Below are 26,702 nucleotides of genomic sequence, written 5' to 3'. Positions count from 1 at the left end.
TCCAATGTATTCCGAAAGCCAGGGCTCATTTACGGGGGGTCAGGGCGATCCGGTTGCGCTCCACGGCCACGGCGAGTTCCGGCAGCAAATCCTCAAGCGCATTCAGGTCGTTGGCTTTGGCCGCCCGCTCCACGCAGCGGGCCATGCGGGCAAGAACGCGGAAGCCGTAGGATTCCGATTCCGCGGCAATGCGCCCGGCAGCCTCGCCCACCACAGCGCCGCGACGGCTCTGAAAGCCTTTTTGGGCATCTTGCAGGGCCGCGTCCAGACGCTCCACCAAAAGCAGGATGGCGTCGTCCCTTTCCTGAGACGGGCATAGACTGCGGCCTGCGTCATTCGGGGTCAAAGCCGCAGGCTTTTCCGCAGCGGCAGGCTGCGGCTCGGGAATGGGCGCAGAGTCGGGCTGGATTGGGTCCCGAGACGGCGAAGCCGCAAGAGCCTCGCCGGCCCCTGTGCCTGCGCCCTGGGCAGGCGCTGCCCCGGCAATAAAATCCATAAAGGAGCTTGCAGCCGCGCCGGGCTCAGGAGGCGCCCCGGAAATCGGCGCAGCGCCCGGCTGCCCGGTCTCCGGGGCCGCAGAAGCGTCCTCCGTGGGGGCAGACAGGGTTTCAAAGCCGGGAGTTTCGGGCCGGGTCGCTGAAGGCTGCGTGCCGACCGCCCCCGAGACGAGCTGCCCCTGGACGGCCTGAGCGTTGGCCGGCTTGAAGCTCAAACCGACTCCCACACGCTCTTGACCGGACTCCTTGGCGCTTGCAGCGCGCGGCTCACGTCTGGCCGGCTCAGATTCGGGGGGGGTGTTTTTGGGGGGAACCGGCACGGGCTCGCCCACCCACTCGCCGGGCGTGGACAAACTGGGGCTGATATAGCCTTCGGCTGTGGGGCGCGCTGCTTTGGGGCTCACGCTGCAAGCCACGCGTGACCCGGAGTTTGCTGCGCGCGCGGCAAAGCCCAAAGGCTTGCGCGCCGCCGTCTGCGCCGCGGATTCGCTTGTCGACGCCTGCGACCCGGGGGGTACGGCCGGCAGGGCGCTGCCGATGGGCATGGGTTCGCCTACCCATTCGTCGGGCCCGGCCAGACCCGGGCCGACATAGTCCCGCGCCGAAGCCGCGCGCGCTGCGGATTCGGGGGGCGTTCCCGGCTGCGGCACAGGTGAAGCTGCAACTGTGGGCGCGCAGGAAGGCTTCCTGGATTCGGTCGTGACCGGCAATGCCGGAGATGCCGCCGCGCTTTCCACAGTGGCCTCGCTCGCCCGCGCCTGAGGCGCGTCAGGCTCGGCAAGCTCCGCAACCGTGTTTGCCGCCGGGGCGGACGCGGCAGCGTCAGGAGCTGGAGCCGGCGACGCCGTATGCGCAGCCGTTTCTGCCGCAGGGCGGTCATGGGGACGGACAGAAGACGTCGCTGCGGCTTCCGGGGCGGCGGCCTGGGCAGCGGTTTGAGCCTCGCCGGACGTTCGGGGAGCGGCCGCCTCGGCTGCTGCTGCAAAAGACGGCGTTTGGGTTTCGCGCTGCGTCTTTTTTTCCGCTGCGGCCGGGAGCGGCTTTTCACAGCCGTGCTGCGGTTCCTGCCTGCCGCCGGGCGCTTCGGATTGTTGCGCCTGGAGGTCTTCTGCGGCCCAGAGCGGGCCTTCCAGGCCCGCAACGGCGGAAAACTCCGCCTGCACGGCTGCTGCCGTTTCCGTGGGCTCCTCTGTGCCGGGCAGCGGCTCCCGCGGCTCTGCATTCCCGGTCCCGGTTGTGTCTTTTTCAGGCGTGAGGGCCGCGCCCGTCACCGGATCGCCGGGCGCATGGGGATTGGCGAAAAGTCCCGGCAAGGTGAGCTCTTGCAGGCCTGGTTCCTGTTGTGAACTCGTCAGGCGCGCAGGAGCCGCGCTCAGATCATCGGGGAATGCAGAGGGCAAGGGCAGGTCAATGTCCGGCAGGGGTGCGGCATCGGCCGGCGGATCGGTAGACAAGCCGCCCTGGGGCCGGCTCCGGCTGGGGCCCGGCGCGCTTTCCAGAGGGCCGCGCAAGGATTCCGCGAAGCTCAGCAGGTCAGGCAGAGCCGTAAGGTCAGGGATTTTCAGGGATGCGCCGCTGTCGCCGCCGCTTTCGGACCCGAAAAGATCCGGCAGAGGCGACCGCCCGGCCTGGGTTTCCGGCTTCTCAGACGGCATGGTTGCAGCCTGCGGCGCAAAAGCGTCCGCACCGGACATGCTCTCAAATTCCTTTGCGCCGGACTCGGGAGCCGGGGGGGGCGGCTCGGACAACGGCCGCTCCGGCACGGGCCCTGCGGGAACGGACAGAGCCGCCTCATCCAGAATTTCCTGTACGGTACGGCAAAAGGCCTCGCTCTCCACCGGTTCCAGCAGGGCGTGCGTAAAGCCCACGTCGGCCAGGGCATCCCAGCCGCTGTCGTCTTTGGTGATTGCCAGAGCCTTGCAGAAAGGCAGCCCCCCGGCCAGGGCATCCTCCTGAAACCGGCACAGTGCGTCAACCGTGGCCGTGCTGTGGGACGGATACTGCATAACCACGAGCAGGGCCGGTTGCGTGGCGCTCAATTCCAATGCCTCATCCACATTGCGGGCTGCGCTGCCGCGGCAGGGCAAGGCTTCAAGCATCCGGAGCAGCGCTTGCCGCTCCGTGGCCCCCTGGGCCGCAATGATCACATGCGCCTGGGCGCTTTTTTCCCCTCCGGATTCTGCGGACGCATCCGGCTCAAGATATGTGAGGTGCAGGGTAAAGGCGATGCTTGTGCCGTGGGGAGTGCATTCCACGCCCAAAAAGCCCTTGTGCGCGCCCGCCAGTTCCCAGGCTCTGGTCAGGGCCAGGCTGGAACGGTTTTGCGGCGGCATGCCCGAGCCCGTATCCGTGACTGTGAACAACAGATGCCCGGCGTCGGCGCTTTCGGGCGCGCGGCGCACGGAAAAATGCACGGCGCCGTGCTCCGTGGCCCGCACCGCGCTTTCCAGCAGCAGGCAGAGCGTGTCGCGCAGGGCATGAGCCTCGCCTTCGTACATGTGCCCCAGATGCGGCGGCATATACCATGCCAGGCCGATGCCCGCGGATTCCGCGTCAGGAGCCACAAAATCATGCACTTCGCGCATGAGGTGCTGCAAATTAAAGGGAGCGCGCGGCTCGCTCTCCCCCTGCTCCTGATGCAAGAGATTGGGGTTGCTGAGTATTTTGGACATCTCCCGAGCCGCGTCCAGCATATTTTCCGCGTATTGGCGCACTGCCGGAGGCAAGGCGCAATGGCCAAGCGCCGCGCCCTCGCGCAGCAGGCGATCCAGGGGCAGTCGCAACGCGTCTTCCAGAAATTCGGGCAGGGAGGCGGACGCAGAAGGCGCGTTGCGGTCCGCCGAGGCCGGCGATGGGGGCGTGAGGTCGCTTTCTCCCCTGTTGTGCGGGGAGGGAGCGGCGGGCATGGCGGCAATCAGCCGCAGATTGGGATCGTCAAGAGGCTGCTCCAGCGTAAGGACATCCTCTTCCGTTATTGCCTCGGCGTTTTCCGGGGCGCGCGCGCCTTTGCCTGTGGCGGCGTCGGTTTCATTTTCCGCCGCGTCGCGGGGCGTTTTCGTGGCGGCAATGATCAGCGCGCTCAAGGCCGTGCCCCAAAGTGGAGCCGAGGCCATGAGGTTGGCGGCGTAGCCGCTGTCCAGGCCCAGGATGCCCGCGGCCACGAACAGGGGCGGCAAAAGACAACCCAGCAGAAAGCGCTTTGCCCCGCCAAGCCCCATGATCCAGGCTCCGAGAGCGCTGGGCACAAAAAGCAGGGCGCCCAAAGGCCAGAGATTCAGATAGCGGATGAGCCAGGCGAAACCGGGCAGCAGCGGCAAGAGGGCCAGGGCGGCGCCGGGCAGGGAAAGCAGCAGCAGTTGGATGTCCAGAGCGCGTGAGCGGCTCCGGGTGTGCATCAAATGGCGGCCCACATGCGGCAGCAGCATCAGGGCAAGGCCCGGCGCCAGCACGCCGAAGGCGTCGCCGGGGCCCACATGGCCGGAGCCGAAGGCGGGCATGCCGATCACCCCCTGGGCGAGGGCCACGGCCACATACAGAGCCGTCCAGATGCGCCATTGGCCTTTTTCGGAAAGACCGCGCAGCAGACACAGCAGCATGACCACGCCAAGCGCCAGCATGGCCGCCGTGCGCGCAAGGCTGTCCCAGTTGGTTGCCGCATCCTGGGGAGTGCGCACTATGGGCGAAAACCACAGCCCGGGCAAGCCGTCCAGCCGGATGTAACAGGTCAGAGCTTCCTTGCCCGCCTCGGGCAGCAAAAGGACGTTGCGTTGCGCCGGGCTGGTTTCGCGCCATTCCAGCGCGCCGCTCAGGCTGTTCTGAACAGGCTCGTAGAGGACAGGCTCGCCGGGCACGCTTTCGCCCATGTCCAGGAGCATGGTGGCGGGGTGTTGGCCCGCGGGCAAGGGCGCCAGGGTGAAACGCAGCCAGGTGACGCCGGATTCGCGCGGCAGTTCCTTGAGCGCCAGGGGGCGAAAAGCCGCTGCGTTTTCAGGGGCCGCGGCCTCTTCCACATCCATGGTGCCGGTTTCGTCGATGAAACAGTCAAGGCCTGGCAGGAGAGGCATGCTGGGGGCATCCGGCGAGGCGGGCAGCATGGCTTGTGCCGCCTGGATGTCGACGCCCCGGCAGAAGCAGGCCAGACACAGCAAAAAGACGGCGATTCGGCCCCAGAGGAAGGCCTTGCCGGGAAAGATATCTGCCATAAGTATTCCGCCTGTATGTAAGCCTGGGTACTTTTGCAGCCTGCGGCCGTCACAATGCGCTTGTTCATCCGCAAAACAACGCCTGCGACCGGAAATTTTGCGGGCGCAGAACCGGAGCGCCGCCCATCCGCATCGCTCGCGCAGGCAGGCCGGTATACTGCCTGACGTTTTGCGGCGCGGCTTTCCTGCCGCCGCGAGCGTTTCAAAAGCAATATGCTCTCATTTCATGAGCAAAACGCTCTAGAGCAGATTACCTTTGACTTTTTATGAAAGTCAAAGGTGGCATTCAGGCGAAAAACGCGGTTTTCGCCTGAATGTACGCCGCGTTGCGGCGGCTGCCGCTTTCGTGTCAGCAGAGCATTTTCAAAGAGAAAATGCTCTAATGCAGATGCTTGATCAGCTCGGAAACAGGTTTTCCGTCAGGCGAAAGCGCGCCCGGATTAACGGCAAGCAGTTGCTTCCAGGCTGCGACGGCTTCGTCTTTGCGGTGCAAATCGTAGTAAAGCACCACGCCTTCATTGAAACGCGCATTCTCATGGTCGGGCTTGATGGCCACGGCCTTGCGAAAGCTGTCCACGGCTTTTTCAAAGGCTCCGGTCTCACGGTACATGATGCCGAGATCCGTCAGCACGTCGGCATTGTCCGGCACGATGGACAGAGAGCGTTCATAGGCCGATACGGCCTGTTTGGCCTGGCCCGTGTCAAAATAGAGATTGCCAAGGGCAGCCCAGCTCCCGGCGTTGCGGGGATCGGCCAAAACGTGCTTTTCCAGCTCCGCGATTTTTTGGGCCAGCTCCGGCGGCATGGGGAGCTGATTGTCTTTGGCGGACGCCGGAGACGGCCCTGAGGCCGCAGGCTGTTGCGCCTGTGCCGTCGCCCCGGTCTGGCGGGCGGCAGGCTGGGGACTTTCGGGAGCGTTGAGCAGGCCGGGCAGCAGGCTGCCCAGATAGAGCCCGAGCACAAGCGTTGCCAGCATGCCCATCAGGCAGGTGCTTTTGCGTATGCCGCCTGAGGCGGGCTGCGCCTGGGGGGCGCGGTCCCCTCTATCCTGGGGGGCGGGCGCGGTCTGTCCGGGCGCGCGCGCAGACTTGGTCTGCGGGGGAGTTCCGGGCCTGTCCTGAGGCTTTTTTGTCTTGCGGCGGGCCATGTGATCCTCGTTGCAGATGAGAAGAGCCACGGTAAAAGGGAGTACAACCTACAACCTGAAAAAAAAAGAGGCAAGCCCGCAGCTTGCAGGGCTGTCGCATAGAGCGTTTGGCTAATTTCATGAGCAAAACGCTCTAAAGCCGATACTTTTTGATCAACTCATACCAATGGCCGCGCGAGATTCCGGCCATGCTCGCGGCCCGGCGCACATCGCCCGCGCTTACGGCCATAACCCGCCGCACATATTCCTCTTCGGCCTGCGCTTTCCAGGCCCGCAGGCTGGGCAGTTCCGCTTTTTCCGCGAGCCCGGCGCCGAGCCCGCTGTTGTACCCCGGCATTTCGTCGCGCACCGGCGCTTCCTGCACCCGGCTTTGCTCCCGGTCGTTGCCCACGCGGCGTCTGGCCACAGCCACCCGCATCTGAGTGGGCAAATGCTGCGGCAAAATCAGATCCCCTTGCCCCGCTGCAAGGCAGGCCCGCTCCAGGGCGTGGATCAACTCGCGCACATTGCCGGGCCAGGGATACTCCAGGAGCATGTCCAGCACCGGCTCGGCCAGGGCCTTTTCGGGCAGGTCATTGCGCAGGCAAAAGCCGGTCACGGCCTGCCGGGCCAGAGCCGGGATTTCGTCCCGCCGCTCGCGCAGCGGCGGCACCACAATGGTAATGCCCTGGAGGCGGTAGAGCAGATCGCCCCGGAACTGGCCCGTGCGCACCATGTTTTCCAGATCCCTGTTGGTGGCTGCCACCAGGCGAAAATCGCTGTCCACTTCCCGCACCTCGCCCACCGGCCTGAAGCGCCGCAATTCCAGAGCCCGTAAAAAAGCGCCCTGCATGGCCAGCGGCAGATCGCCCACTTCGTCCAGAAAAAGCGTGCCCTTGTGGGCAGCCAGCAAAAGCCCTTCGCGGGCTCGCTCCGCGCCGGTGAACGCGCCCCGGCTGTGCCCGAAGAGATGGCTTTCCACCAGTGTTTCCGGCAGGGAGGCGCAATCCACGGTCACAAAAGGTTGCGCCGCGCGGCTGCTGTTGCGGAAAAGCGCCCTGGCGAACAGTTCCTTGCCCACCCCGGTTTCGCCCAGAATGAGCACGTTGACCTCACTCTGGGCAGCCTGCGCCAAATGCTTCAGGGCCTGGCTCATGCCCGGGCTTGAGCCCAGGATGTGGCCGCTGTCCACTTGCAGCGTTTCCGGGCCGGGCGTTCGCCCCTGGCGAAAAGCCAGAATATGCCGCAATGATTGCTCGATATCGCGGATTTGCAGGGGTTTGGTCAGAAACTCCCAGGCTCCGGAGCGCAACGCGGCCTCGGCGGCGTCACCGTCGCCGCGTCCGGTGACGATCACCACGTCCGGCACGCCCGGCAGTTGCGCGAACTCCCGTTGAAACTCCAGCCCGTTGCCGTCCGGCAACCAGACGTCCAGCAGAACCACGTCAGCCCCCTGGCGACCCAGGCTGAGCCCTTCCTTGAGCGTGGACGCCGCAAGCGCATCATGCCCCATGCGCTTGCAGACCACTTCAACCATGGTGCGCATCAGCGCCTCATCGTCCACCACCAGTATGCGCGCCACTATGTTCTCCTGCCCTGGCGCGCCGCTGCCAGGCCATGCCCTTGCGCTCTTTGCCGCGGGCTTTCAGAACCGTTCACCGTTGCCTCCTCCTTGCCCCTGCTCAAGCGCATGCAGCAGGGCCAGCGCCTCGCTCACTGCTGCCTGCAACTCATCTGCCGCTGCCGCAAGGCTTGCGGATGCGGCTTTTTCCGTCCTGGCCGCAGCCTGTTGCAGGCGCGCAAGCCGCAGGGTTGCGGCCGAATTTTTGCAGGAATGCGCCAGCCGCCTGATGGTCATGACTTCCCCGGCCTCAACGGCTGCGCGCAGTTGCGCGGCCGTTTCACGCAAATCCACGCGCAAAACCGCAAGCAAGTGCTCCAGCAACTCCCGGTCATTATCCACGGCCGCCAAAGCAGCCTCCCGATCCCAGACGGGGAGCGCGTTCGTAGCAGGCTCGGCCTCCTCACGCGGATTCTGCTTGCGCGGTTGTTTGCCGCAGGCTTCGTGTGCCCCGGATTCTTTTGCCGGCTCGGGGGCCAGCAGACTTTCCAGCTCGCTGCGAAGTCTGGCGAAACTCACCGGCTTGAGCAGAATGCCGTCCGGCTTGAGGCGGCGGCAGCGATCCTGATCAGCGGCGTCCAGAGCCGCGGTATACATGATCACCCGCTGGTTCGGAGGCACCCCGGCCAAACCCTGCCGGATGCGCCTCAGGACTTCCAGCCCGTCCGGCCCGGGCATGCGCGCATCCAGCAGCACCAGATCCCACGGGCCTTCAGCCAGCGCGGCCAAGGTGGCCGCGCCATCAGCGGTTATATGCGTGTGCGCGCCCTCGCCTTGCAAGACGTGCTCCAAAAAAGAGCGGCTGGTCGCGTTGTCCTCGGCCGCCAAGATCCGCCGCCCGCGCAGCAGGCCCGCGGATCGCGCGTCCCCTTTGCCTGCTGTATGCCCATTGGCCGCATTTTCCTTGCGCTGCGCCGTGTTTTGCCGCAGCACCACTTCCAGCACAAAGCAGGCGCCCGGCCCGGGCCTGGCATCGACCCGCACATCCCCGCCCATGCGCCGGGCAATAGTGCGCGCGATATTCAGGCCCAGGCCCGTGCCCGGTTCGCCGCCTGCGCGCGAACCGCGCTGAAAGCTCTCAAAAATCCGCTCCCTTTCCTCGGGTTGCAGGCCGGGGCCGCTGTCCTGCACGCTGATTTGCAGGGTGAGACGGGTATGGCGCGTATTCCCGGCCCGTACAGTGACCCGCACTTCGCCCTGCTCCGTAAACTTGACCGCATTGCTGATCAGGTTGCCGAGAGCCTGGCGCAGCCGAAAGGCATCGCCGAGCAGATCATCAGGCAGATCACCGGGCACGCTCAGCCTGAGCCTGATATTCCTGGCCTCGGCGGCCGGGCGGTAAATATCCAGGCATTGCGCAAGCGTTTCGCGCAGGCCGAAAGCCTTTTCGCGCAAGGTGAGGCCGCCCTGCTCCAGAGCGGCATGATCGCTTATGTCGCTGACCATTTCCAGCAAAGCGCCGCCTGCCTGCGTCAGATACCGCAGGACGCGCTTGTTTTCCCGGGGCGAGGCTCCGCCTTTGAGCAGCAGCTCGCTCATGCCCAGGATCGCTGTGAGCGGCGTGCGCATGTCATGGCTTAAACGCGCCATGAACGCGCTCTTCATCCGGCTTGTCTCCTCGGCCTGCCAGCGCCGCTGCGCCAGATTGAGCGTCAGGCCGCCGATGCCCAGCACGCCGGTCAGGCCCAGCAGAACGTAGACCAGGCGCATATTGCGTTCCTGCCTTGCGGCGTTGCGGAAATACGGTTCCGCCTCCTGGCTCACGCTGATGCCGCCGAGCACTTCCCCTTCCTGGCTGTCGGCATGGCAGCGCAGGCAGCTTTTCTGGGCGATGAGCACGGACAAGAACCGCAAACGCCGCTGCCCGTTGGCGTCCGGGGGGCTGAAAATTTCCACGCGCCCTTCGGCGCATTGGGTGATGGCCTCCTTTTCCCAGGCGTCGGACTGATTTTCCGGGCGCAAAGGCCTGTTGCTGATCACCGCGATGCGGATGCCCGGCTGACTGTTGCGCTCAGCCAGTTGCCGGCTCATATAGGCCGGATTCACGAGCACCAGAGTGCGCCCGTCAACGGTTTTCAGGGTGCGCTTCCTGACGGGCAGCCAGGGGTTGGGCTTGCCGTACGCGCTTTCCGGCACATAAACGCCGCCGTGAATTGCGTTCCAGTTGCGCGCGTCCAGATGCTGCTGGGCCACAGTGGCCAGGCGGGTGTGCTCAAGCTCCAGGCGATGGGCTTCTTCCACCTGCGCGGCATGCCTGTAGAGGCCCACAGTCAGGCCCAGCCAGAGCAGGCAGGCAAGCACGGGCAGCCAGAGCACATGGAGAGGGCGGCTTCCAAAAAGCTGTTGCATGACATCTCCGGAAGGCGGCATGGGCCCGCTGCTGTCTGTTTTTTCTGATTTTTTGTCTGTTTTTTCTGAATCCTGCAAGCACAGTATTGATAACCATTATGAATATCTTTCAAACCAGCTGACTCTTATGAATATCTTTTTTTACGCTCCCTGGCATGTTTCTTGATTCACAAAGTCAATACTGCCGTCATGGGGGCGGCACGTTCTGGAGTGAGTGAAGGAGGCTTTTTATGGGAACACCCCGCAATGGACCCTGGCTCAAATGGTTGTTGGGCGGCGTTGCGGCGGGCGCGGCGCTTTTCGGCGTGCTGGCCTATGCCATGACGGCAACGGATCAGCGCCCGTTCTGCGCCAGTTGTCATATCATGCAGGAGGCGGCGGTGACCCACAAAATGGGCACGCACGCCGACCGATCCTGCAATGAATGTCACGCCCCGCACAATCTGCTGGCCAAACTGCCCTTCAAGGCGCAGGAGGGCCTGCGCGACTTCATGGGCAACCTGGCGGGCAATGACGTGCCTTATCCGGCCAGCGCGAGCACCCGCGACGTGGTCAACGAGAACTGCAAGGCCTGTCATGCCAGGACAAATGTCACTGTGGCCAGCATGGACGCCAAACCGTATTGCGTGGATTGTCACCGCAATGTGGCCCACATGCGCCAAAAGCCCATCAGCACAAGGACGGTAGCGTATGAATAAGCGGATCTTGAGCCTGGCGGTCGCCGCCTCGGCGCTGTTGGGAGCGGCGCTGCTCAGCGGCTGCGACGATGTTTCGACGACATTGAAGACCCCGACCTATAAAACCAGCATCAAGGAAGACGAAACGCGCCTCTCGGCGTTCAAGGCCGAGTTTCCCTCGCAGCACGCCTCGTATCAGAAAAACAACGAATCCGAGGTGATGACCGAGTACAAGGGCTCCGTGCCCTACCGCAAGAACGACAACGTGAATCCTCTGCCCAAGGGCTTCAGGCATGCCCAGCCCTATCTGAAAAATCTCTGGCTGGGCTACCCGTTCATGTACGAATACAACGAAGCCCGCGGCCACACCTACGCGGTGGAGGACTTTGTGCATATCGACCGCCTCAACCGCTGGGGCGCGGACGGCAAGGGCAAGATGCCGGCCACCTGCTGGAACTGCAAGACGCCCAAAATGATGAACTGGATCAAGGAATACGGCGACAAGTTCTGGTCCATGGATGTCAACACCTTCCGCGGCAAGGACAAGATCGACGCCATGGACGAAACCATCGGCTGCGCCAATTGCCATAATCCCGCCACGATGGAGCTGCGCCTCTATTCCGAGCCGCTCAAGGACTGGCTGAAGCGCTCCGGCCAGGACTGGGCCAGGCTGTCCCGCAATGAAAAGCGCAGTCTGGTCTGCGCCCAATGCCATGTGGAATACTATTTCACCCACAAGGATAACGGCCCGGCCGCGCGTCCTGTCTTTCCCTGGGACAATGGCATGAACCCCGAGGACATGTACCAGTACTACAAGGGGCACGGCAAGAAGGACGCCGCCGGCAAGCCGGGTCCCTTTGTGGACTTTGTGCATGGCGCTTCCAGGGTGGGCATCATCAAGATGCAGCATCCCGACTACGAAATGTTCCAGGACGGCCCGCACGGCGCGGCCGGGGTTTCCTGCGCGGACTGTCACATGCAGTATCAGCGCGAGGACGGCAAAAAGGTTTCCAGCCATTGGATGACCTCGCCCATGAAGGACAAGGAAATGCGCGCCTGCCGCCAGTGCCATGCGGACAAGACGGCCGACTATTTGCGCGAGCGCGTGCTTTACACCCAGAAGAAGTCCTTTGACCAACTGCTCAGGGCCCAGGACCTCTCGGTCAGGGCGCATGAGGCTGTGCGCCTGGCCAACAATTACACGGGCGAGCGAGCGCCCGACTACGACGCCCTGATGGCTGAGGCCCGCGAGATGGTGCGCAAGGGCCAGCTCTTCTGGGATTACGTCTCGGCCGAGAACAGCGTGGGCTTCCACAATCCGGCCAAGACCCTGGATACTCTGATGACCTCTGCCGAATGCAGCCAGAAGGCCGTTGATCTGGCCTCGCAGGCCACGCAGTACGGCATTGCTCCGGCCCTTGCCGGCGACATCAGGAAGATCGTGCCGCCCATTCTGGAGATGAGCCGCAAGCTGCAACAGGACCCCGAACACCTGAAGACCAATCCCTGGCTTCAGTTGCTGCCTGCTTTGCCCAAGGCCGACGCGGCGTGGGACGGGCAGGAGCGGCTGACCTCGACAAATTAAACTCAAGCAAGCTGCAAGGCTTTTCCGTGCATGAGGCCCCCGCTATGCGGGGGCTTTTTTTAGAGCATTTTCAAAGAGAAAATGCTCTAGAGCAGATTACCTTTGACTTTTTATGAAAGTCAAAGGTGGCATTCAGGCGAAAAACGCGGTTTTCGCCTGAATGTACGCCGCGTTGCGGCGGCTGCCGCTTTCGCGTCAGCAGAGCATTTTCAAAGTGAAAATGCTCTAACCAGATTCTTTTTGGACTGCGGCGCTACGCATCTATTGACTGGTATAATCATCATCAGTACATTTTTTTGCCTTAAGTTTTCATGCAGAAAGCCGTATATACCGAAAGAAGCGGCGTTCCCCAAAGTTTAGTGTAATACAAAAAATTTTCTATACTTTATTGAGAAAGTATATGCCTGGTACATCTGTCAGACATTACATTGTCGCGCGCATCTGCGTTCTGGGGTTGTTCTTTCTGCTCTTGCTTTCAGGCTGCGGACTGCTCAAACCGACCGGCAACGGCCCTACCCCGGTCAAGGCGCAAAAAGTCGTTCATACCGCATACGCTCAGATGGGCAAGAAATACCGCCTTGGGGGAGCGTCACCGCAAAAGGGCTTCGATTGCTCGGGGCTGATTTGGTGGGTTTATCGCCAGAACGGCCTCAAGGTGCCCAGAATCACGACCGAACAAGCGAAAGCCGGTCACGCGGTTCCCAAAAATCGGGCCAGGCCCGGCGATATTGTGGTTTTCCGCACAGGGCAAAGCCCGCGCGGCCTGCACACCGGCATTTACGCCGGTGGCAATGCTTTTATTCACAGCCCTCGCCGCGGGGAGCGCGTGCGTATGGAAAGCATGAACATACCGTATTGGCGCAAAAAACTGATCGCTGTGCGCCGGGTCGTTTACTGAATTGGCGCTTCTCTGGCATTTTTAGAGCGTTTTGCTCATGAAATTAGCTAAACGCTCTGGCGACAGCGTTAGCTGGCACCCGCGCCGGCGGTAGCCGTTAGCAAGCTTTGCCTGCTTGCGCCAGCCGTTGGCGAGTCTGCGAGCCTTACGGATGGCGACAGCGGTTTCGTTGAATGTTTTTTGTGGCAACTAGAGCAGATTACCTTTGACTTTTTATGAAAGTCAAAGGTGGCATTCAGGCGAAAAACGCGGTTTTCGCCTGAATGTGCGCCGCATTGCGGCGGCTGCCGCTTTCACGTCAGCAGAGCATTTTCAAAGAGAAAATGCTCTAATTGCTGTCTCCATCCGTAGCTTCCTTCGTCGCAACGGCTGAAGCCTGGACGCGAAATGATGGCGGCGAAGTGATTGAAAATGGATATTTTCAATCAAAAAGTGCTCTATATGATCTTGAAGGCTTGCGCGAAAATTGGCGCAAGCCTTTTTTCGCAACAACGCAGCTTGCTATTATAGTTTTTTGGGAGTATGTCTAAAATACATAGTAACGCAAGCTGCGCCAACGGAGATCCTTTCCTGGCGATACCCGAAAAAGCAGGCTGCGTGAGACTATACTTTGCCGTTTTGCATCAGCCGTTGCGTATGCGTTTTGCCTTCCCATGGTTTGTGCCAAGCGCCGGATCGCATACTATTTGCGGTCCGGCGCAACCTGGCATATTTGTCCGACAGTGGTTCGGACGGCAATGCTGTCCAGAGCATATTTCTTTTGAAACGCTCGCTCCGGCGCGTAACGGCGAAAGTAAATTTCGCCCGCGCCTGGCTCTGCTGTCGTCATCCGTAAGGCGGCACAGCCGCCAACGGCTGACGCTCGCGGGCGGGCATGGCTTCGCCCTGCCAGAGCGTTTAGCTCATTTCATAGCAAAATGCTCTAACGCAGGCAGGAGGACACATGACGCGCAAGGCATCCATGAATGAAGCTTTGTTGAGCATTGCGGACATTTCCCGACATTTTTCTCTGCCGGAATCAACAACCCGCTATTATTGCAAGCGTTTTGCTGCGTTCATTCCCAGCGTCGGCGAAGGGCGCAGACGACGGTATCGCCGGGAAACGCTGGACGTGATCGCCGCCATTCTGGAACAAATGCAAAAATCGCGCACTGCCGCCGCTGTGGAAGAAGCCCTGCAGGCCCAATTTCCCCGCAATGCGCTTGCTGTCTCCAACCCGGAAATGCCGGCGCAACACTTGTCCAATCCTGTGCCGGAATTTTTCCCCACCGCCGCCTTGCAATTGCTGGAACGTCAAGCCCTGGCCCTGGAAGGCCTTTCCGATCTCATACGTCTGGTTGTCGAGCGGCTGCCGCTGGCCGACGCCGAGCCCGCAATGGCCGAAGACAATCTGCGCTTGCACAAAGAAGTCGAAACCTTGCGCACTCTTTTGCTTGCCTCTGAAAAAAACCAGCAGGCGGATTTGGAACAATTACGCCGCTGGATGACGCGTGTCATTCAACGCCGCGTCAGCGATGCGGAAGCAATCTGACGACTGGGACTGCCCGGAGGGTCGGCCCGCCGCGCACTGCTGATCCGCATCTTACTTTTTGGCCTGTTTGGCGGCCATGTCCACGGCGCCTTTGAACAGATCCAGCGGCAGCGCCCCGCGCACAACCAGATTGTTGACCAAAAAGTACGGCGTCCCTTCCACGCCCAGTTTTTGCGCGTCCTGCTGATCCTCAGCCAGAATTTCGCTGACTTTTTTGCCGCGAACGTCCCGCGAAAGACGCTTCATGTCCACGCCCAGACCCTGGGCGGTCTTTTTCAAAAAATCCTCGCCCTCACTGACGAGACGGTCCCGCTCAGCGAACATGGCCTTATAAAATTTCCAGGCTTTCTCTTCGTCTTGCTGCGCAATAGCCACAAAATATGCCCCAGCCTGGCCGCCCGGCCCCTTTTCATCCAGAGGCAGATTTTTAAAGACCAGGCTGACGTTTTTGCCGTATTCCTTGAGCAGGGCGTCCACTGTATGCGAGGCCTGCCGGCAGAAATGGCAGGTAAAATCGGAAAAGGCCACAATCCGCACCTTGGCGTCGGGCGAGCCCAGCACTGGCCTGCCCTTCAGATGCACGCTCTTGGGCGTTTTCATATCTTCACGCCATTGCGCCTCAAGATTGTGCTGCCGCCGCAGATTGGAGCCTTGTTGCGCGATGTCCAGCACGGCTTCACTGTTCCGCCGCAAGACATCCATGACAATATCAGGATGCTCCCGCAATGTCTTTTCCAGTAATTGCGGGAAGTTGTCTTCCGTTACCTGAGCGTTGGCCGTAGCTTGCCACCCGAACAAAAAACTCCCGGTTCCCAAGCTCAGCATCAGGATTGCCATCAGGGGAAAAGAACTCTTTTTGCCTTTCATTCCGCTCTACCTCATTTTGTTTACAACCACGGGCGCGTCGTGCTGCCCTTGGACTCTAGAGTCTATTGCTTTTGAAACGCTCGCTCCGGCGCGTAACGGCGCAAGGAAATTTCGCCTGCGTCTGTCTCTGCTGTCGTCATCCGTAAGGCGGCACAGCCGCCAACGGCTGACGCGCTGCGGGCATGGCTTCGCCCTGCCAGAGCGTTTAGCTGATTTCATTAGCAGAACGCTCTAAGCGGCTTTGCGCCGCAGCGTCCTCAATCTTAAAGAGAAGCTCTTCAAAATCCACCGGTTTCATTAAATACCCAAATGCGCCCTGGCGCATGGCCTGCACGGCAAGCTGCATATCGGCATGACCGGAAAGCAGGATAACTTGCGTGCCGGGCCAGCGTTCGGCTATTTGCAGCAATGCGCCCATGCCGTCGAGCCCGGGCATTTTCACGTCCATGACCACAATGGGAAAAGGCTCATGCGCCATAGCCTCAAGAGCCTCATATCCGTTGGAAGTCGTGGTGCATGTATATCCCCGGCGGCTGAGGCGTTTGGATAAAATGCGCGTAACATCTTCTTCATCATCCACCAAAAGAATCCGTGCCAGGCGCATAGGCCCTCCTGCGACAAACACATCATTTTTTCACGGCAAGAAAAGCGTGCGCATTCCATGCCTTGCTATGCATACCCAGTTCGCTGCTTTCAGGCAAGCAGCCTTTCACGCAGGTTCATGGGGCATGAGCCGCAGATCCATAAAAAGTTCCGCTCAATGGCAGAAATTCGCCTTGACGCCCCTGGGTCCCTCTTTTACAAACAGCATGAACGCTATGCTGCCGCTTCTTGGTAAAGACTGTTTCATGTGAAACTTTCAAAAAAAGCGCGGCCCAAGTTCACTCAAAAGCAGATGGCAAGGCAGATCCACAAGTATGCCGGAGCGAGGACAGGGAGGTACTCAATGGCGCGCATCATCTCCATCGCCAACCAAAAAGGCGGCGTGGGCAAAACCACCACAGCCATCAACCTTTCCGCAGCACTGGCTGTTATGGAAAAAAAAGTGCTGCTGGTGGACTGCGATCCGCAAGCCAACAGCACCAGCGGCATCGGCCTGAGCCTGGAAGACTTGCAGGGTGATTTGTACAGCGCCATCTACTCGCCGGACTCTATCCGGCAAAGCATCGCAAAAACCCGCACGCCTTTTCTGGATATTTTGCCGGCCAGCACCAATCTGGTGGCGGTGGAGCTGGAGCTGGTGGACAAAATGGCGCGCGAGTTCTACCTGGATGAATGTCTGAAGCGAATCGCCGCAGACTACGAATACATAATTCTGGATTGCCCCCCCTCATTGGGTCTGTTGACGCTCAACGCGCTTTGCGCCTCAAAAGAACTCCTGATACCGCTGCAATGTGAATTTTTTGCGCTCGAAGGCATTGTAAAACTTCTTCAAACATACGAACAGGTCAAAAAACGGCTCAACCCGGAGCTCTCGCTGCTCGGCGTGGTGCTGACCATGTACGACATCCGTAACAGGCTCACCCGTGAAGTGAAAAATGAAGTCCGTCGCTGTTTTCCGGATCATCTCTTTGAGACCGTGATCCCCCGTAATGTCCGCCTTTCGGAAGCCCCCAGCCACGGTAAATCCATCATCCATTACGACATCAAATCCAAAGGAGCGGAAGCCTACCTGGGGCTGGCCAAAGAAGTCGTCTTGCGGCGTCCTTCAAAAAAAAATACGGTGTTGCCATAAAGCGGTCGATCCTGCGCGTTCCGGTTCAGTAGTGGGGCGTACTGTGCTCCAAAGCCAGATGATCGCGAAAATGTTTTTGCCGAATGGTTGTCTGACAGTTTTTACAATGAAAAACCAAAAGCCCCCCCAGGTTGGCGTTGACCAGCACAAAGGGGTGATCCGGCGCAGTGCGCCAATCTTTGACAGACTGGCCGCAATGCGGGCAGGAAACAGCCGGACTGTAGGGATAGGCAAAATCCCAGAATTGCAAAAACTCAGCAAAACTTTCCAGCGGCTCCGGCGTCGCGGCTGCTGGTTTTGAAACGTCTGCCTCTTGCAGAAACGGCTGTACGACATGCTCCACTTTTTCCCAGAGCGTTGCGGAAAGTTGCACGGCCTGCAGATGCCCGTCGGCATCCCGAAGATAGAAAATTTGCATTGCGTCTGACATGGTCCTTCCTTTGTGATTGACCGGCATATCCTGAGAAAAAACAGTCAAAAAGTTGTGTTGCCTTATAATCGGCCTGAATGCCGCAAGGCTCCGCGACCGGCAACGGCAATTCCACTGAAGAGATCCCGCAAGCTCCGCCGTGCCCTGAAAACAGGCTTTGCCGGATGATCAGCGTGAGTCGTGAGTGCCGAGGCCATCGCGCCACAGCAAGGGAACAAAGATGTCATTCGCATCCAGGCAGGCCCCATGGCAGCAGCCGTGGAGCAAAAAACGCTGACACAGCAAAAGCAGTTCGGCCGCAACAAAATGCGAAGCGCCCGGATGCGAACGTAACGCACGCCCGTGCCGCAAGACCGCACGGCACAGGGTGCCGCGCATGCAGGCCGCTTGTCAAGACCGGTCATTAGAGCGGTTTGCTGTTGAAAACAGCAACCGCTCTGGCGACCGCGGGAGCGAACGCCCGCGCCGAATGAGCCTGAAAACCACGCTTTTCAGGCGCTTGTCCCGCTTGCGGGGAAATGACGGCAGCGCCGCTTTTGAAATTGAATAATTTCAAAAGCAAAATGCTCTAAGGAGGAAGCATGAGCAACATACAGAAAGGATTGGGGCGAGGCCTGGATGCCCTGTTCAGCGGTTCCGGCTCACAGCGCCAGCAAGGCGGCGAGATAAGCCTGCTGCCGGTTGCGGCCCTGCATCCCAATCCGAGCCAGCCCCGACAGCATTTTGACGCCGAAGCCTTACAGGAGCTGGCCGACTCCATTAAGGCGCAGGGGATCATCCAACCCCTGCTGGTGCGTCCTCAGGGCGACGGCGGCAGCTATCAAATCGTGGCCGGCGAACGCCGTTGGCGAGCCGCCCGGCTTGCCGGGCTTGCACAGGTGCCAGTGTTCGTGCGCGCTCTGAGCGATAAAGAAGTCATGGCCGCTGCGCTGATTGAAAATCTGCAACGCGAGGATTTAAATCCCATTGAAGAAGCTTTGGCCTTGCAAAGTTTGCGAGAAACCCTGGGGCTGACGCAGGAAGAATTGGCCGCCCGTCTTGGCAAAAGCCGTCCGGCCGTGGCCAACAGCTTGCGATTGCTGCAACTGAGCCCGGCCGCCAGAGAAGATCTTCAGGCAGGACGGATCAGCGCGGGGCATGCTCGCTGCCTTCTGGGCATTGATATGGCCGAAGCGGCTGATGCCTTGCGCCAACGCATTCTCAGCCACAGCCTGACCGTCCGCCAGGCGGAAGAAGCCGTGGCTCACTGGCGCAGCGCCCATACTCTGCCCTGGCAAGAACAGGCGGAACGTGAAAAGACGGCGGCGCGCCCCAAAGCCGGAACCGGCCGCAAAAAAGCTCCGCAACTGCTCGACCTGCAAAAAAATCTCAGTCAAAAGCTTGCCTGCAAGGCCACCATAAGCGGGGATGAGCATACAGGGCGGATCAACCTGTCGTATGCCAGTCATGATGAGCTGCAAACATTGCTTGAGCGGCTTGGCGTAGGTTTGCCCGAGGCCTAGAGCGTTTGCTAGAGCAGATTACCTTTGACTTTTTATGAAAGTCAAAGGTGGCATTCAGGCGAAAAACGCGGTTTTCGCCTGAATGTACGCCGCGTTGCGGCGGCTGCCGCTTTCGCGTCAGCAGAGCATTTTCAAAGAGAAAATGCTCTAACGCGGAGCGCGTGCATGCGCCGGGGCAGATCATCTCAAATTCGGACCAGAAGCGCCCCATACATGCCCTCAAGCCAAGGATGCTCATGCGGGGTCTGCCACTGCCGCACTGCCCGGAGTTCAGGCCTCATGCCAAGCAGGCGATCAACAACGTGCTCATTTTCCTGCGGGTTAAGGGTGCAGGTGAGATAGGCCAGTTCCTGCCCCGGCACAAGACGGGAAGCAAGCGCGTGAAGCAGGCGAAGCTGCAAATCCGCAAGTTGCGCAAGCTGTTGCGGTCCCCGCCGATCCCCGCGTCTGATGTCAGGGCGACGGGCCAGCACGCCCAGGCCGCTGCACGGCGCATCCACAAGAATCGGGCCGGGCCAGCGGGCCAGCGGCGGCTTTCCGGCATCGGCCAGGCACACGCCCGGCACAGGCAGGCGCAAGCGACGGCAGAGCTTGGGCAAATGCCGCAAGCGCGCAAAAGCACAATCGGAACTTAGGGCCACCGTAACGCCGCGCTCAAGCAAGGCCGCGCTTTTCCCCCCATAGCCCGCGCAGGCATCCCACACCGGGCCTTGCCAGCGGGTCAGGCCCAGTTCATGCAACACTACCTGAGAACCGGCCGACTGAAAGGACAGAGCGCCCTGCTCCTGCCAAAGCGCAATGCTTTGGCCCAGCGCTGCTTGAGGCACTGCGCCGGGCGCAAAAGCCACGCCCCACTCCCCTGCCGCGGCGCTGCCCTCACAGGCCAGCAAAGCAACGCGCAGGGCCCGGGCCGAAATATGCCGGGCATTGACGCGAACAGCGCTCCGCGGGCGCTCAAAGGAGCGGCGCATCAAGGCCAGGGCAGCCTCGCGGCCATAGGCAGACAGCCAGATGTCTGCAAGCCATACAGGCAGGCTGTAATAGCGACAGAGCGCTTCCCAGTGGGTCTGCGCGCTGCCTTTGCCGTTCCTTTTGCTTGCGTAAAACTCCGGCAGGAGCACGTCCCTGCCCAAACGCTGCACTGAGCGCAATGCGCCGTTGGCGACTCCGGACAGCTTCCGCCCGAAAAGGCGATGCGCAAGCTCCACGGCGCTGTGCACTGCCGCGTGATCCGGCACGCGCGCCTGAAAAAGCATGGCATACACTGCCTGATGGAGAAGAAGCAGCAAAGGCCGGGGAAGCCGCTGCGGGTTTGGCAAAACCCTGGCCAGAATATGCGTCAGGCGAAGTTCAGCGCGCAAACAACCGTAAACCAGTTCAGCGCAAAGATGCCGATCCTGCGCGGCAAGTTCCCTGCTGCCCGGCCCGGCACGCAGAACCTCGGCAAGGGCCTCTTGCGCGGTGCGCCCGGCCTCGACCAGCATGATCGCCGCCAGGGCAGAGGCGCGGCCCGACGCAGGCAGCTTTTCCAAGGCGCGCAGTACGGCGCGGGTCTGACCGGATGCCGTCGGATGCGGTTGTCGGGACGCTGCGGCGAGCATCAGCGGGGCCCTGCTGGCGGCAAAGGTTTTTCCTCCGGTCGCTGCAAAAAGAGCCGGAGCATGGCCTTCAGATGCTCCAGGGGCACAAGCGTGTCCAGACAGGGGCCGCAGGGCCGCTCGTTAAGCACGCCGAAGACCGGCAGCGGATAACTGTCCTGAATGCCGGAGGCCAGATCGCGCTCGCAGGCAACGGCCACAATGCAGCGGGGCTTGATTTCAACCACAATGCGCCGGGCTATGGTTCCGCCGCTGGCAATGGCCAGCCGGATGCCCAAAGCATCGCGCAGATCGAGCAAGGCGCCTACCGGGCAACGGCCGCAACGTTCGCACAACTCCACATTGTGCGTCAAACGCCGGGGGCAGGCGCTGCGCTGCACGCAATGCGGCAGGAGCAAAAGCAGATCCCGGGGCGCAACCGGCTTGCGATCCGCCAGAACAAGCTCATTATTGACCTTCACAAAGGAGCGGCGCACCTTTCTGCGATCCAGACCCAGGGCCCTGGCCAGCAATTCCATAAGGGGAAAAAACAAACGAATGGTCACATGCCGCACGCCGCGCACGCCCGGCAGACGCAGCCCGGTATAAATATGAAAAACCAGGGTCAGGCACATCCAGGTCAGAACAACAATGCCGCCAATGCCCACGCCCATGCTGATCAGCGGCAACCAGCTCATGCCTGCGCCAAACGAGGACCAGGGAAGGATCAGAAAAAAGCAGAGCGCCAGGCAGAGCAAAACGCAGGAGGCCAGCATCAGACCGATGAAAAGCCGCTTGCGCGCGCCGCCGTAATGGTCGGGCGGCAGGGAATGGGGAGATTTGCGCAACAACATACGGCCTCGCAGCAAATTCGGGGTGAGATGAGAGCATGGCGCTAAATATAAAAAAAGGGCGCACAACGCCCGCTGCAATCCGTCAGGCAACCGCTCTAGAGCAGATTACCTTTGACTTTTTATGAAAGTCAAAGGTGGCATTCAGGCGAAAAACGCGGTTTTCGCCTGAATGCACACCGCGTTGCGGCGGCTGCCGCTTTCGCGTCAGCAGAGCATTTTCAAAGAGAAAATGCTCTACTCAACCGGCAGGGCCGAAGCGCAAAGGCCTTCGGGGAGCCCGCGCAAAAAACCGTTCACAAAATCCAGTGCCGGCATATCCTTGCGTCCTTGCGGTCGGACCGAAGACAGGTGGTACCAGCGATCCGCGCAAGCCACGCTCAGACCGTCAGGGCCGCGGCGCATCAGGCCCGGCGCTTCGCCCCTCAGAGGTTCTCCCACGGTTCCGGGCGACAAAAGCAGCACAACAGGCTCTTCCCGACCCTGAAAGGCGAAACGCGCCCGCGCGCCCGGCCAGGGCGTAACCGCGCGGATCTGCGCATGCACCGCCGCTGCCGGCCGGTCCCAGACAATGGCGCCGTCCTGTTTGCCGATCTTGGGCGCATAGCTGGCCAATGATTCATCCTGCTCTTTGGCGCGCGCCGTGCCGGACACGATCGTGTCCAGAGCGCCGAGCAAGACCTGCGCCCCCAGGTCGGCCAGAGCGTCGTGCAGGCTGCCGGCCGTGTGCTCGCCAATGGGTATGGCGGCCTCGGCATAGACGGGCCCGGCGTCCAGGCGGCTGACGATGCGCATGATCGAAACCCCGGTCTGCGCGTCATCCTGCCAATTTTCCAGTATGGCGCGCTGTATGGGAGCAGCCCCGCGATAGCGCGGCAAAAGCGAGGCGTGCACATTGATCGGGGCAAGCCGCGGCACGGCAAGCAGCGGAGCCGGCAGGATCAGGCCATAGGCCGCCACCACCAGCAGGTCGGGCGCAAAGGCCGCCAACTCTGCCTGAGCCTCCGGGCGCGTGAGGCTTTGCGGCTGCAAAACGGGAAAGCCGAGCTTTTGCGCCAGCAGCTTGACCGGCGCGGGCCTGAGTTTGTGACCCCGCCCGGCCGGCCGATCCGGCTGCGTGTAGACGGCAAGGATCTCCCCGCGCGGCCAGTGCGCAAGCCTGTGCAGAATGGCCGCCGCAAAATCCGGCGTGCCCATGAAGACTATGCGACTTTTTTGCGCCTGAGCCATTTCTTTACCTTGCTGTCATACATGGTGCGCCGCAAGCGGCTGATGCGGTCAATGAACAATATCCCGTCCAGATGATCCGCCTCATGCTGGACCACAATGGCCGGAAAACCCGTCAGCTCCTCCTCAATGAGCTTGCCGTCCAGATCCCTTGCCCGAAGAAGAACACGGCTTTTGCGCAGCACGTCGGCACGGTAATTCAGCGGCACGGAAAGGCAGCCCTCCTGCTCGCTGAGCAGATCCTCGCCACTGAGGGTCAGTTCGGGATTGATCAGGACGCGGGGGCGCTTTTCGGCATCCTGGGCCGCAGGATCCATAACCAGCAGACGCATGTTGCGCCCGACCTGGGGCGCGGCCAGACCAACCCCGGGCGCGGCGTACATGGTTTCCAGCATATCGGCGGCCAGGCGGCGGATCTCGTCGCTTATCTCCGCAACAGGTTCGCACTTTTGCTGCAAACGGGGATCAGGATAGGTGACAATATCAAGAATCATGCGCCCTTCCTTGCGCTACGCCTGCACTGGAGCGCTGCCGGGCCGGGCTTTGGCCTCGTTTCCGGCTTCCGCCTCCCTGGCGGGCTGCTCGCGCAGGCGCAGCCCCAGTTCGCGCAATTGCCTGGCCGCCACGGGCGCGGGCGCTTCGGTCAGCAGGCAGGTGGCTTTCTGCGTTTTGGGAAAAGCTATCACATCGCGAATACTGGAGGCGCCCGCCAGGAGCATGATCAAACGATCCAAACCAAAGGCAAGACCGCCGTGCGGCGGCGCGCCCTGTTCCAGGGCCTGAAGCAAAAAGCCGAACTGACTTTCGGCCTGTTCCGGCGTAAAGCCCAGGGCTTCAAACATGCGCCGCTGCGTTTCGCCGGAATGGATACGAATGGAACCGCCGCCCACCTCGCTGCCGTTGAGCACCATATCGTACGCCCGGGCTTTGGCCCGGGAAGGATCGCTGCGCATCAATTCCAGATGACCCGGCGCGGGTGCGGTAAAGGGGTGATGGCAGGCCACATAACGCTTTTCTTCCTGATCATACTCATAGAGCGGAAAGTCCGTGACCCAGAGAAAATTGAAGCTGTTTTTGGGAATCAGGTCAAGGTGTTCGGCCAGATGCACGCGCAGATTGCCCAGGGCCGCATTGACCATTTCCGGCTCACCGGCCTGGAAAAAGACAATATCGCCTGCTGTCAGATCCAGGGCTTGCGCAATGCCGTTGCGCTCGGCCTCGGACAAAAACTTGGCAATGGGCGATTGCCATTCCGCGGGTTTAATCTTGATCCAGGCCAGCCCCTGCGCGCCGTAAATTTTCACAAATTCGGTGAAGGCGTCGATTTCCTTGCGGGTCAGGGATTCGCCGCCCGGCACCTTCATGGCCTTGACAAGCCGGGCCGTGGCAAAAAGCTTGAAGCCGGAGTTGCGCACAATGTCCGTAATATCCACAAGTTCAAGGCCAAAGCGGGTATCCGGCTTGTCCACGCCATAACGCCGCATGGCTTCGTCCCAGGACATGCGCGGGAAGGGCAGCGGGAGATCCCGGTCCATGACCTCCCTGAACACGCGGGCCATCAGGCCTTCGGCTATGCTCATGACCTGGTTTTCGTCGGCAAAGCTCATTTCCAAATCAATCTGCGTGAATTCAGGCTGGCGATCCGCGCGCAGGTCTTCGTCGCGGAAGCAGCGCACCACCTGAAAATAGCGATCCAGGCCGGCCACCATCAGCAGTTGCTTGAAAAGCTGGGGAGACTGGGGCAGGGCGTAAAACTCGCCGGGATTCAGACGGCTGGGCACCAGAAAGTCGCGCGCGCCCTCGGGTGTGGATTTGGTGAGCACCGGGGTTTCCACTTCCACAAAACCGCCCTCATCCAGATAACGGCGCACGCTCTGGGTGACCTTGTGACGCAGACGCAGATTCGCCTGCATGCGAGGGCGGCGCAAATCCAGATAACGCCAGGCCAGACGCAGATTTTCACCGGCTTCGCAACGGTCTTCAATGGCAAAGGGCGGCGTTTTGGAGGTGTTCAGGAGCTTCCACTCATGGGCCACCACTTCAATGGCCCCGGTGACCATATTTTCATTGACCATGCCCTCGGGCCTGGGGCGCACCTTGCCCCTGACCGCCAGCACATACTCGGAACGCAGGATGTGCGCGTTTTCATGCGCCGCGGGCGCAATATCCGGGCTGAAGACCACCTGGGTCAGGCCCTCGCGGTCGCGCAAATCCACAAAAATCAAGCCCCCGTGGTCGCGCCGGTACTGCACCCAGCCCATCAGGCAGACCTCCGCGCCGTTTTCGGCCAGGGTCAGCTCCCCGCAATTGTGGCTGCGCTGCCAGCCGCCCAGATCTTCAATGAATTTCCGGTGTTCCTGCTGTACATCCTGCGTTTGTTCAGTCATTGCTCTTCCCGTTGACAAGATAATGGATGGCGTCGGCCTGCGGCATGCCCGTCTGCTCGCCGTTGTTCAGATTTTTCACTGTCACCGCGCCTTGCGCCGCTTCATCCGGCCCGATGATCAGGCAAAAACGCGCGCCGGACTTGCCGGCCTGACGCATCCGGCTTTTAAAGCCCGCCGTACTGAAATTCATTTCCCCGGCCAGGCCCTGCGCCCGCAACTTCCGCGCCAGGTCAAAAGCCTGCGCCTGCCCGCTTTCATCCAGGGCCAGCACATAAAAATCCAAACCACGGGCCGGGGCCCCGCCCAGAAGCAACGCCAGCCGCTCCATGCCGCAGGCAAAGCCCACGCCGGGCACATCCGGCCCGCCCAGACTTTTGACAAGGCCATCATAACGACCGCCGCCGGCCACAGCCGACTGCGCGCCGATGCTCCCGCTTACCACCTCAAAGGTGGTTCGGCAATAGTAATCAAGGCCGCGCACCAGACGGTGATCCAGCTCCAGGGGCAGATCTTCGGCACGCAGCAGGCCGAGCACGGTCTCAAAATGGGCTTTGCACTCCGGGCAGGTATACTCCAGAAGTTTGGGCGCATTGTCGGTGAGCGCGCGACAGCCCGGCTGCTTGCAGTCCAGCACGCGCAACGGGTTGCTTTTCGCGCGGCGGGCGCAGTCCGGGCAGAGCCCGGCCGGGTCCACGCTGCGCAGATAGTCCAGCAAAGCCTGCGTGAAGCGCGGGCGACACTCGGCACAGCCCAGGGAATTAAGTTTAAGGGTCAGCTCCCCCAGACCCAGGGCGCCCAGAAAAGACATCAGCATGCCGATCAATTCGGCATCCGCCAAGGGGCTCTGTGTGCCCAGACATTCGCAGTTGATCTGATGAAACTGGCGCATGCGGCCCTTCTGCGGCCGCTCATAGCGGAACATGGGCCCGGTGGTGAACAGGCGGCTTACCGGCTCGCGGGCGTGCAGGCCGCTTTCGATATAGGCCCGCATGACCCCGGCCGTGGCCTCGGGACGCAGGGTCAGGGAGCGCCCTTTGCGGTCGGGAAAGGTATACATTTCCTTTTGCACCACATCGGTTTCCGCGCCGATGGATCGCTGGAAAAGCTCGGTATACTCCACAAGCGGCGTGCGCAATTCCACAAAACCGTAACGACCGAAAATTTCCCGCGCGCAATTTTCCATGCGCGTGAAATTGTCGCTCTCCGGCGGAAACATGTCCGCAAAGCCTTTACTGCGCGTATAACCTGTGCTGCTCATACTGTCCTCTGCTGCCGCGACCGGTTCCGGGTCGGCCTCTATCGTGGAAGCGCGCGGGCGTCAAGTTGCCCGGGAGAAAGCAGGGCGCGAAAGCCGACGCCCGCTCGAAAAACACCTTTTTGGCGACGGAAACAGGCGCTTCGGCCCGCCACCGGAGCAAACAACAAAGCCCGGCGCGGCATCACGCCACAGTAGAGCAAGTTCACTTTGAAATTGCTCTGCTGCCGCGAAAGCGGCAGCCGCCGCAACGCGGCGCACATTCAGGCGAAAACCGCGTTTTTCGCCTGAATGCCACCTTTGACTTTCAGAAAAAGTCAAAGGTAATCTGCTCTAGAGCGTTTTGCTAATAAAATTAGCTAAACGCTCTGGCGGCCGCGGGAGC

General features: G+C 61.2%; 23 protein-coding genes. 9 read left to right on the top strand and 14 right to left on the bottom strand.

The window, feature by feature from the left end; translation table 11 throughout:
• Positions 1-25: 25 nt before the first annotated feature.
• The 4 genes from G7Y52_RS07125 to G7Y52_RS07110 all read right to left on the bottom strand — a co-directional run bounded on the left by G7Y52_RS07125 (position 26) and on the right by G7Y52_RS07110 (position 9,795).
• Positions 26-4,699 (bottom strand): HAMP domain-containing sensor histidine kinase, encoded by a 4,674-nt coding sequence (locus G7Y52_RS07125; protein ID WP_165068939.1) that lies wholly within the window; start codon positions 4,697-4,699, stop codon positions 26-28.
• Positions 4,700-5,078: 379 nt separating this feature from the next.
• Positions 5,079-5,876 (bottom strand): tetratricopeptide repeat protein, encoded by a 798-nt coding sequence (locus tag G7Y52_RS07120; protein ID WP_241159639.1) that lies wholly within the window; start codon positions 5,874-5,876, stop codon positions 5,079-5,081.
• A 103-nt stretch (positions 5,877-5,979) separates the two neighbouring features.
• Positions 5,980-7,407, bottom strand: a complete 1,428-nt coding sequence (locus G7Y52_RS07115; protein WP_165068931.1) for a sigma-54 dependent transcriptional regulator — start codon at positions 7,405-7,407, stop codon at positions 5,980-5,982.
• Between the two features lie 63 nt (positions 7,408-7,470).
• Positions 7,471-9,795, bottom strand: coding sequence for an ATP-binding protein (locus tag G7Y52_RS07110; RefSeq protein ID WP_165068927.1), 2,325 nt, complete (start codon positions 9,793-9,795; stop codon positions 7,471-7,473).
• A 230-nt stretch (positions 9,796-10,025) separates the two neighbouring features.
• On the opposite strand from G7Y52_RS07110, the gene G7Y52_RS07105 reads away from it, so the two are divergent.
• The 5 genes from G7Y52_RS07105 (at position 10,026) to G7Y52_RS07090 (ending at position 14,486) form a co-directional block, all read left to right on the top strand.
• Complete coding sequence (locus G7Y52_RS07105) at positions 10,026-10,493, top strand: NapC/NirT family cytochrome c (protein WP_165068924.1); 468 nt, start codon at positions 10,026-10,028, stop codon at positions 10,491-10,493.
• Positions 10,486-12,057, top strand: a complete 1,572-nt coding sequence (locus tag G7Y52_RS07100) for an ammonia-forming cytochrome c nitrite reductase subunit c552 (protein ID WP_165068920.1) — start codon at positions 10,486-10,488, stop codon at positions 12,055-12,057. The genes G7Y52_RS07105 and G7Y52_RS07100 overlap by 8 nt, the downstream gene beginning before the upstream one ends.
• Positions 12,058-12,457: 400 nt before the next feature.
• Positions 12,458-12,955 carry a C40 family peptidase gene (locus G7Y52_RS07095; protein WP_165068915.1) on the top strand — a complete coding sequence of 166 codons (498 nt, stop codon included), beginning with the start codon at positions 12,458-12,460 and terminating at the stop codon, positions 12,953-12,955.
• Between the two features lie 332 nt (positions 12,956-13,287).
• Positions 13,288-13,485 (top strand): hypothetical protein, encoded by a 198-nt coding sequence (locus tag G7Y52_RS14950; protein ID WP_206215230.1) that lies wholly within the window; start codon positions 13,288-13,290, stop codon positions 13,483-13,485.
• Between the two features lie 413 nt (positions 13,486-13,898).
• Positions 13,899-14,486, top strand: coding sequence for a MerR family transcriptional regulator (locus G7Y52_RS07090; RefSeq protein ID WP_165068911.1), 588 nt, complete (start codon positions 13,899-13,901; stop codon positions 14,484-14,486).
• Between the two features lie 51 nt (positions 14,487-14,537).
• Here the strand turns inward: G7Y52_RS07090 and G7Y52_RS07085 are convergent, their stop codons facing one another.
• Together G7Y52_RS07085 and G7Y52_RS07080 are read right to left on the bottom strand one after the other, a co-directional pair.
• A complete protein-coding gene (locus tag G7Y52_RS07085) occupies positions 14,538-15,323 on the bottom strand; it encodes a thioredoxin domain-containing protein (protein ID WP_241159638.1) in 786 nt (261 codons plus the stop codon).
• 235 nt (positions 15,324-15,558) lie between these two features.
• Positions 15,559-15,957, bottom strand: coding sequence for a response regulator (locus G7Y52_RS07080; protein WP_165068903.1), 399 nt, complete (start codon positions 15,955-15,957; stop codon positions 15,559-15,561).
• Positions 15,958-16,299: 342 nt separating this feature from the next.
• On the opposite strand from G7Y52_RS07080, the gene G7Y52_RS07075 reads away from it, so the two are divergent.
• Positions 16,300-17,088 carry a ParA family protein gene (locus G7Y52_RS07075; protein ID WP_165068899.1) on the top strand — a complete coding sequence of 263 codons (789 nt, stop codon included), beginning with the start codon at positions 16,300-16,302 and terminating at the stop codon, positions 17,086-17,088.
• A 25-nt stretch (positions 17,089-17,113) separates the two neighbouring features.
• Here G7Y52_RS07075 and G7Y52_RS07070 read toward each other — a convergent pair whose 3' ends face one another.
• Positions 17,114-17,518, bottom strand: coding sequence for a hypothetical protein (locus tag G7Y52_RS07070; RefSeq protein WP_165068896.1), 405 nt, complete (start codon positions 17,516-17,518; stop codon positions 17,114-17,116).
• Positions 17,519-17,698: 180 nt separating this feature from the next.
• Here G7Y52_RS07070 and G7Y52_RS14945 point away from each other — a divergent pair, with 180 nt between their 5' ends.
• Positions 17,699-17,851: a hypothetical protein gene (locus tag G7Y52_RS14945; RefSeq protein ID WP_206215229.1), complete on the top strand. Its 153-nt coding sequence runs from the start codon at positions 17,699-17,701 to the stop codon at positions 17,849-17,851.
• Between the two features lie 248 nt (positions 17,852-18,099).
• Complete coding sequence (locus G7Y52_RS07065) at positions 18,100-19,020, top strand: ParB/RepB/Spo0J family partition protein (protein ID WP_165068893.1); 921 nt, start codon at positions 18,100-18,102, stop codon at positions 19,018-19,020.
• On the opposite strand, the gene G7Y52_RS07060 is transcribed toward G7Y52_RS07065, so the two are convergent.
• The 7 genes from G7Y52_RS07060 to hisS all read right to left on the bottom strand — a co-directional run bounded on the left by G7Y52_RS07060 (position 18,944) and on the right by hisS (position 26,320).
• Positions 18,944-19,231 carry a hypothetical protein gene (locus G7Y52_RS07060; protein ID WP_165068890.1) on the bottom strand — a complete coding sequence of 96 codons (288 nt, stop codon included), beginning with the start codon at positions 19,229-19,231 and terminating at the stop codon, positions 18,944-18,946. The two genes, G7Y52_RS07065 and G7Y52_RS07060, sit on opposite strands and share 77 nt — an antisense overlap.
• Positions 19,206-20,552 carry a transcription antitermination factor NusB gene (locus G7Y52_RS07055; protein WP_241159637.1) on the bottom strand — a complete coding sequence of 449 codons (1,347 nt, stop codon included), beginning with the start codon at positions 20,550-20,552 and terminating at the stop codon, positions 19,206-19,208. The genes G7Y52_RS07060 and G7Y52_RS07055 overlap by 26 nt, the downstream gene beginning before the upstream one ends.
• A gap of 68 nt (positions 20,553-20,620) precedes the next feature.
• On the bottom strand, positions 20,621-21,451 hold the full coding sequence (locus G7Y52_RS07050) for a DUF116 domain-containing protein (RefSeq protein ID WP_165068884.1): 831 nt from the start codon (positions 21,449-21,451) through the stop codon (positions 20,621-20,623).
• A gap of 234 nt (positions 21,452-21,685) precedes the next feature.
• Complete coding sequence (gene fmt, locus G7Y52_RS07045) at positions 21,686-22,645, bottom strand: methionyl-tRNA formyltransferase (RefSeq protein WP_241159636.1); 960 nt, start codon at positions 22,643-22,645, stop codon at positions 21,686-21,688.
• A 5-nt stretch (positions 22,646-22,650) separates the two neighbouring features.
• Positions 22,651-23,169, bottom strand: a complete 519-nt coding sequence (gene def, locus G7Y52_RS07040) for a peptide deformylase (RefSeq protein WP_165068878.1) — start codon at positions 23,167-23,169, stop codon at positions 22,651-22,653.
• Between the two features lie 15 nt (positions 23,170-23,184).
• A complete protein-coding gene (gene aspS / locus G7Y52_RS07035; RefSeq protein ID WP_165068875.1) occupies positions 23,185-25,062 on the bottom strand; it encodes an aspartate--tRNA ligase in 1,878 nt (625 codons plus the stop codon).
• Positions 25,055-26,320, bottom strand: a complete 1,266-nt coding sequence (hisS, locus tag G7Y52_RS07030; protein ID WP_165068870.1) for a histidine--tRNA ligase — start codon at positions 26,318-26,320, stop codon at positions 25,055-25,057. The genes aspS and hisS overlap by 8 nt, the downstream gene beginning before the upstream one ends.
• A 119-nt stretch (positions 26,321-26,439) precedes the next feature.
• Between hisS and G7Y52_RS07025 the strand changes: the two genes are divergently transcribed.
• Positions 26,440-26,667: a hypothetical protein gene (locus G7Y52_RS07025; protein WP_206215228.1), complete on the top strand. Its 228-nt coding sequence runs from the start codon at positions 26,440-26,442 to the stop codon at positions 26,665-26,667.
• Positions 26,668-26,702: the final 35 nt, after the last annotated feature.

The sequence above is a fragment of the Desulfovibrio sp. ZJ200 genome, from assembly GCF_011039095.1.
GTDB lineage: Bacteria > Desulfobacterota > Desulfovibrionia > Desulfovibrionales > Desulfovibrionaceae > Desulfovibrio.
Note: the sequence above shows the minus strand (reverse complement) of the source record. Positions and strands in the feature narration are given on the sequence as shown.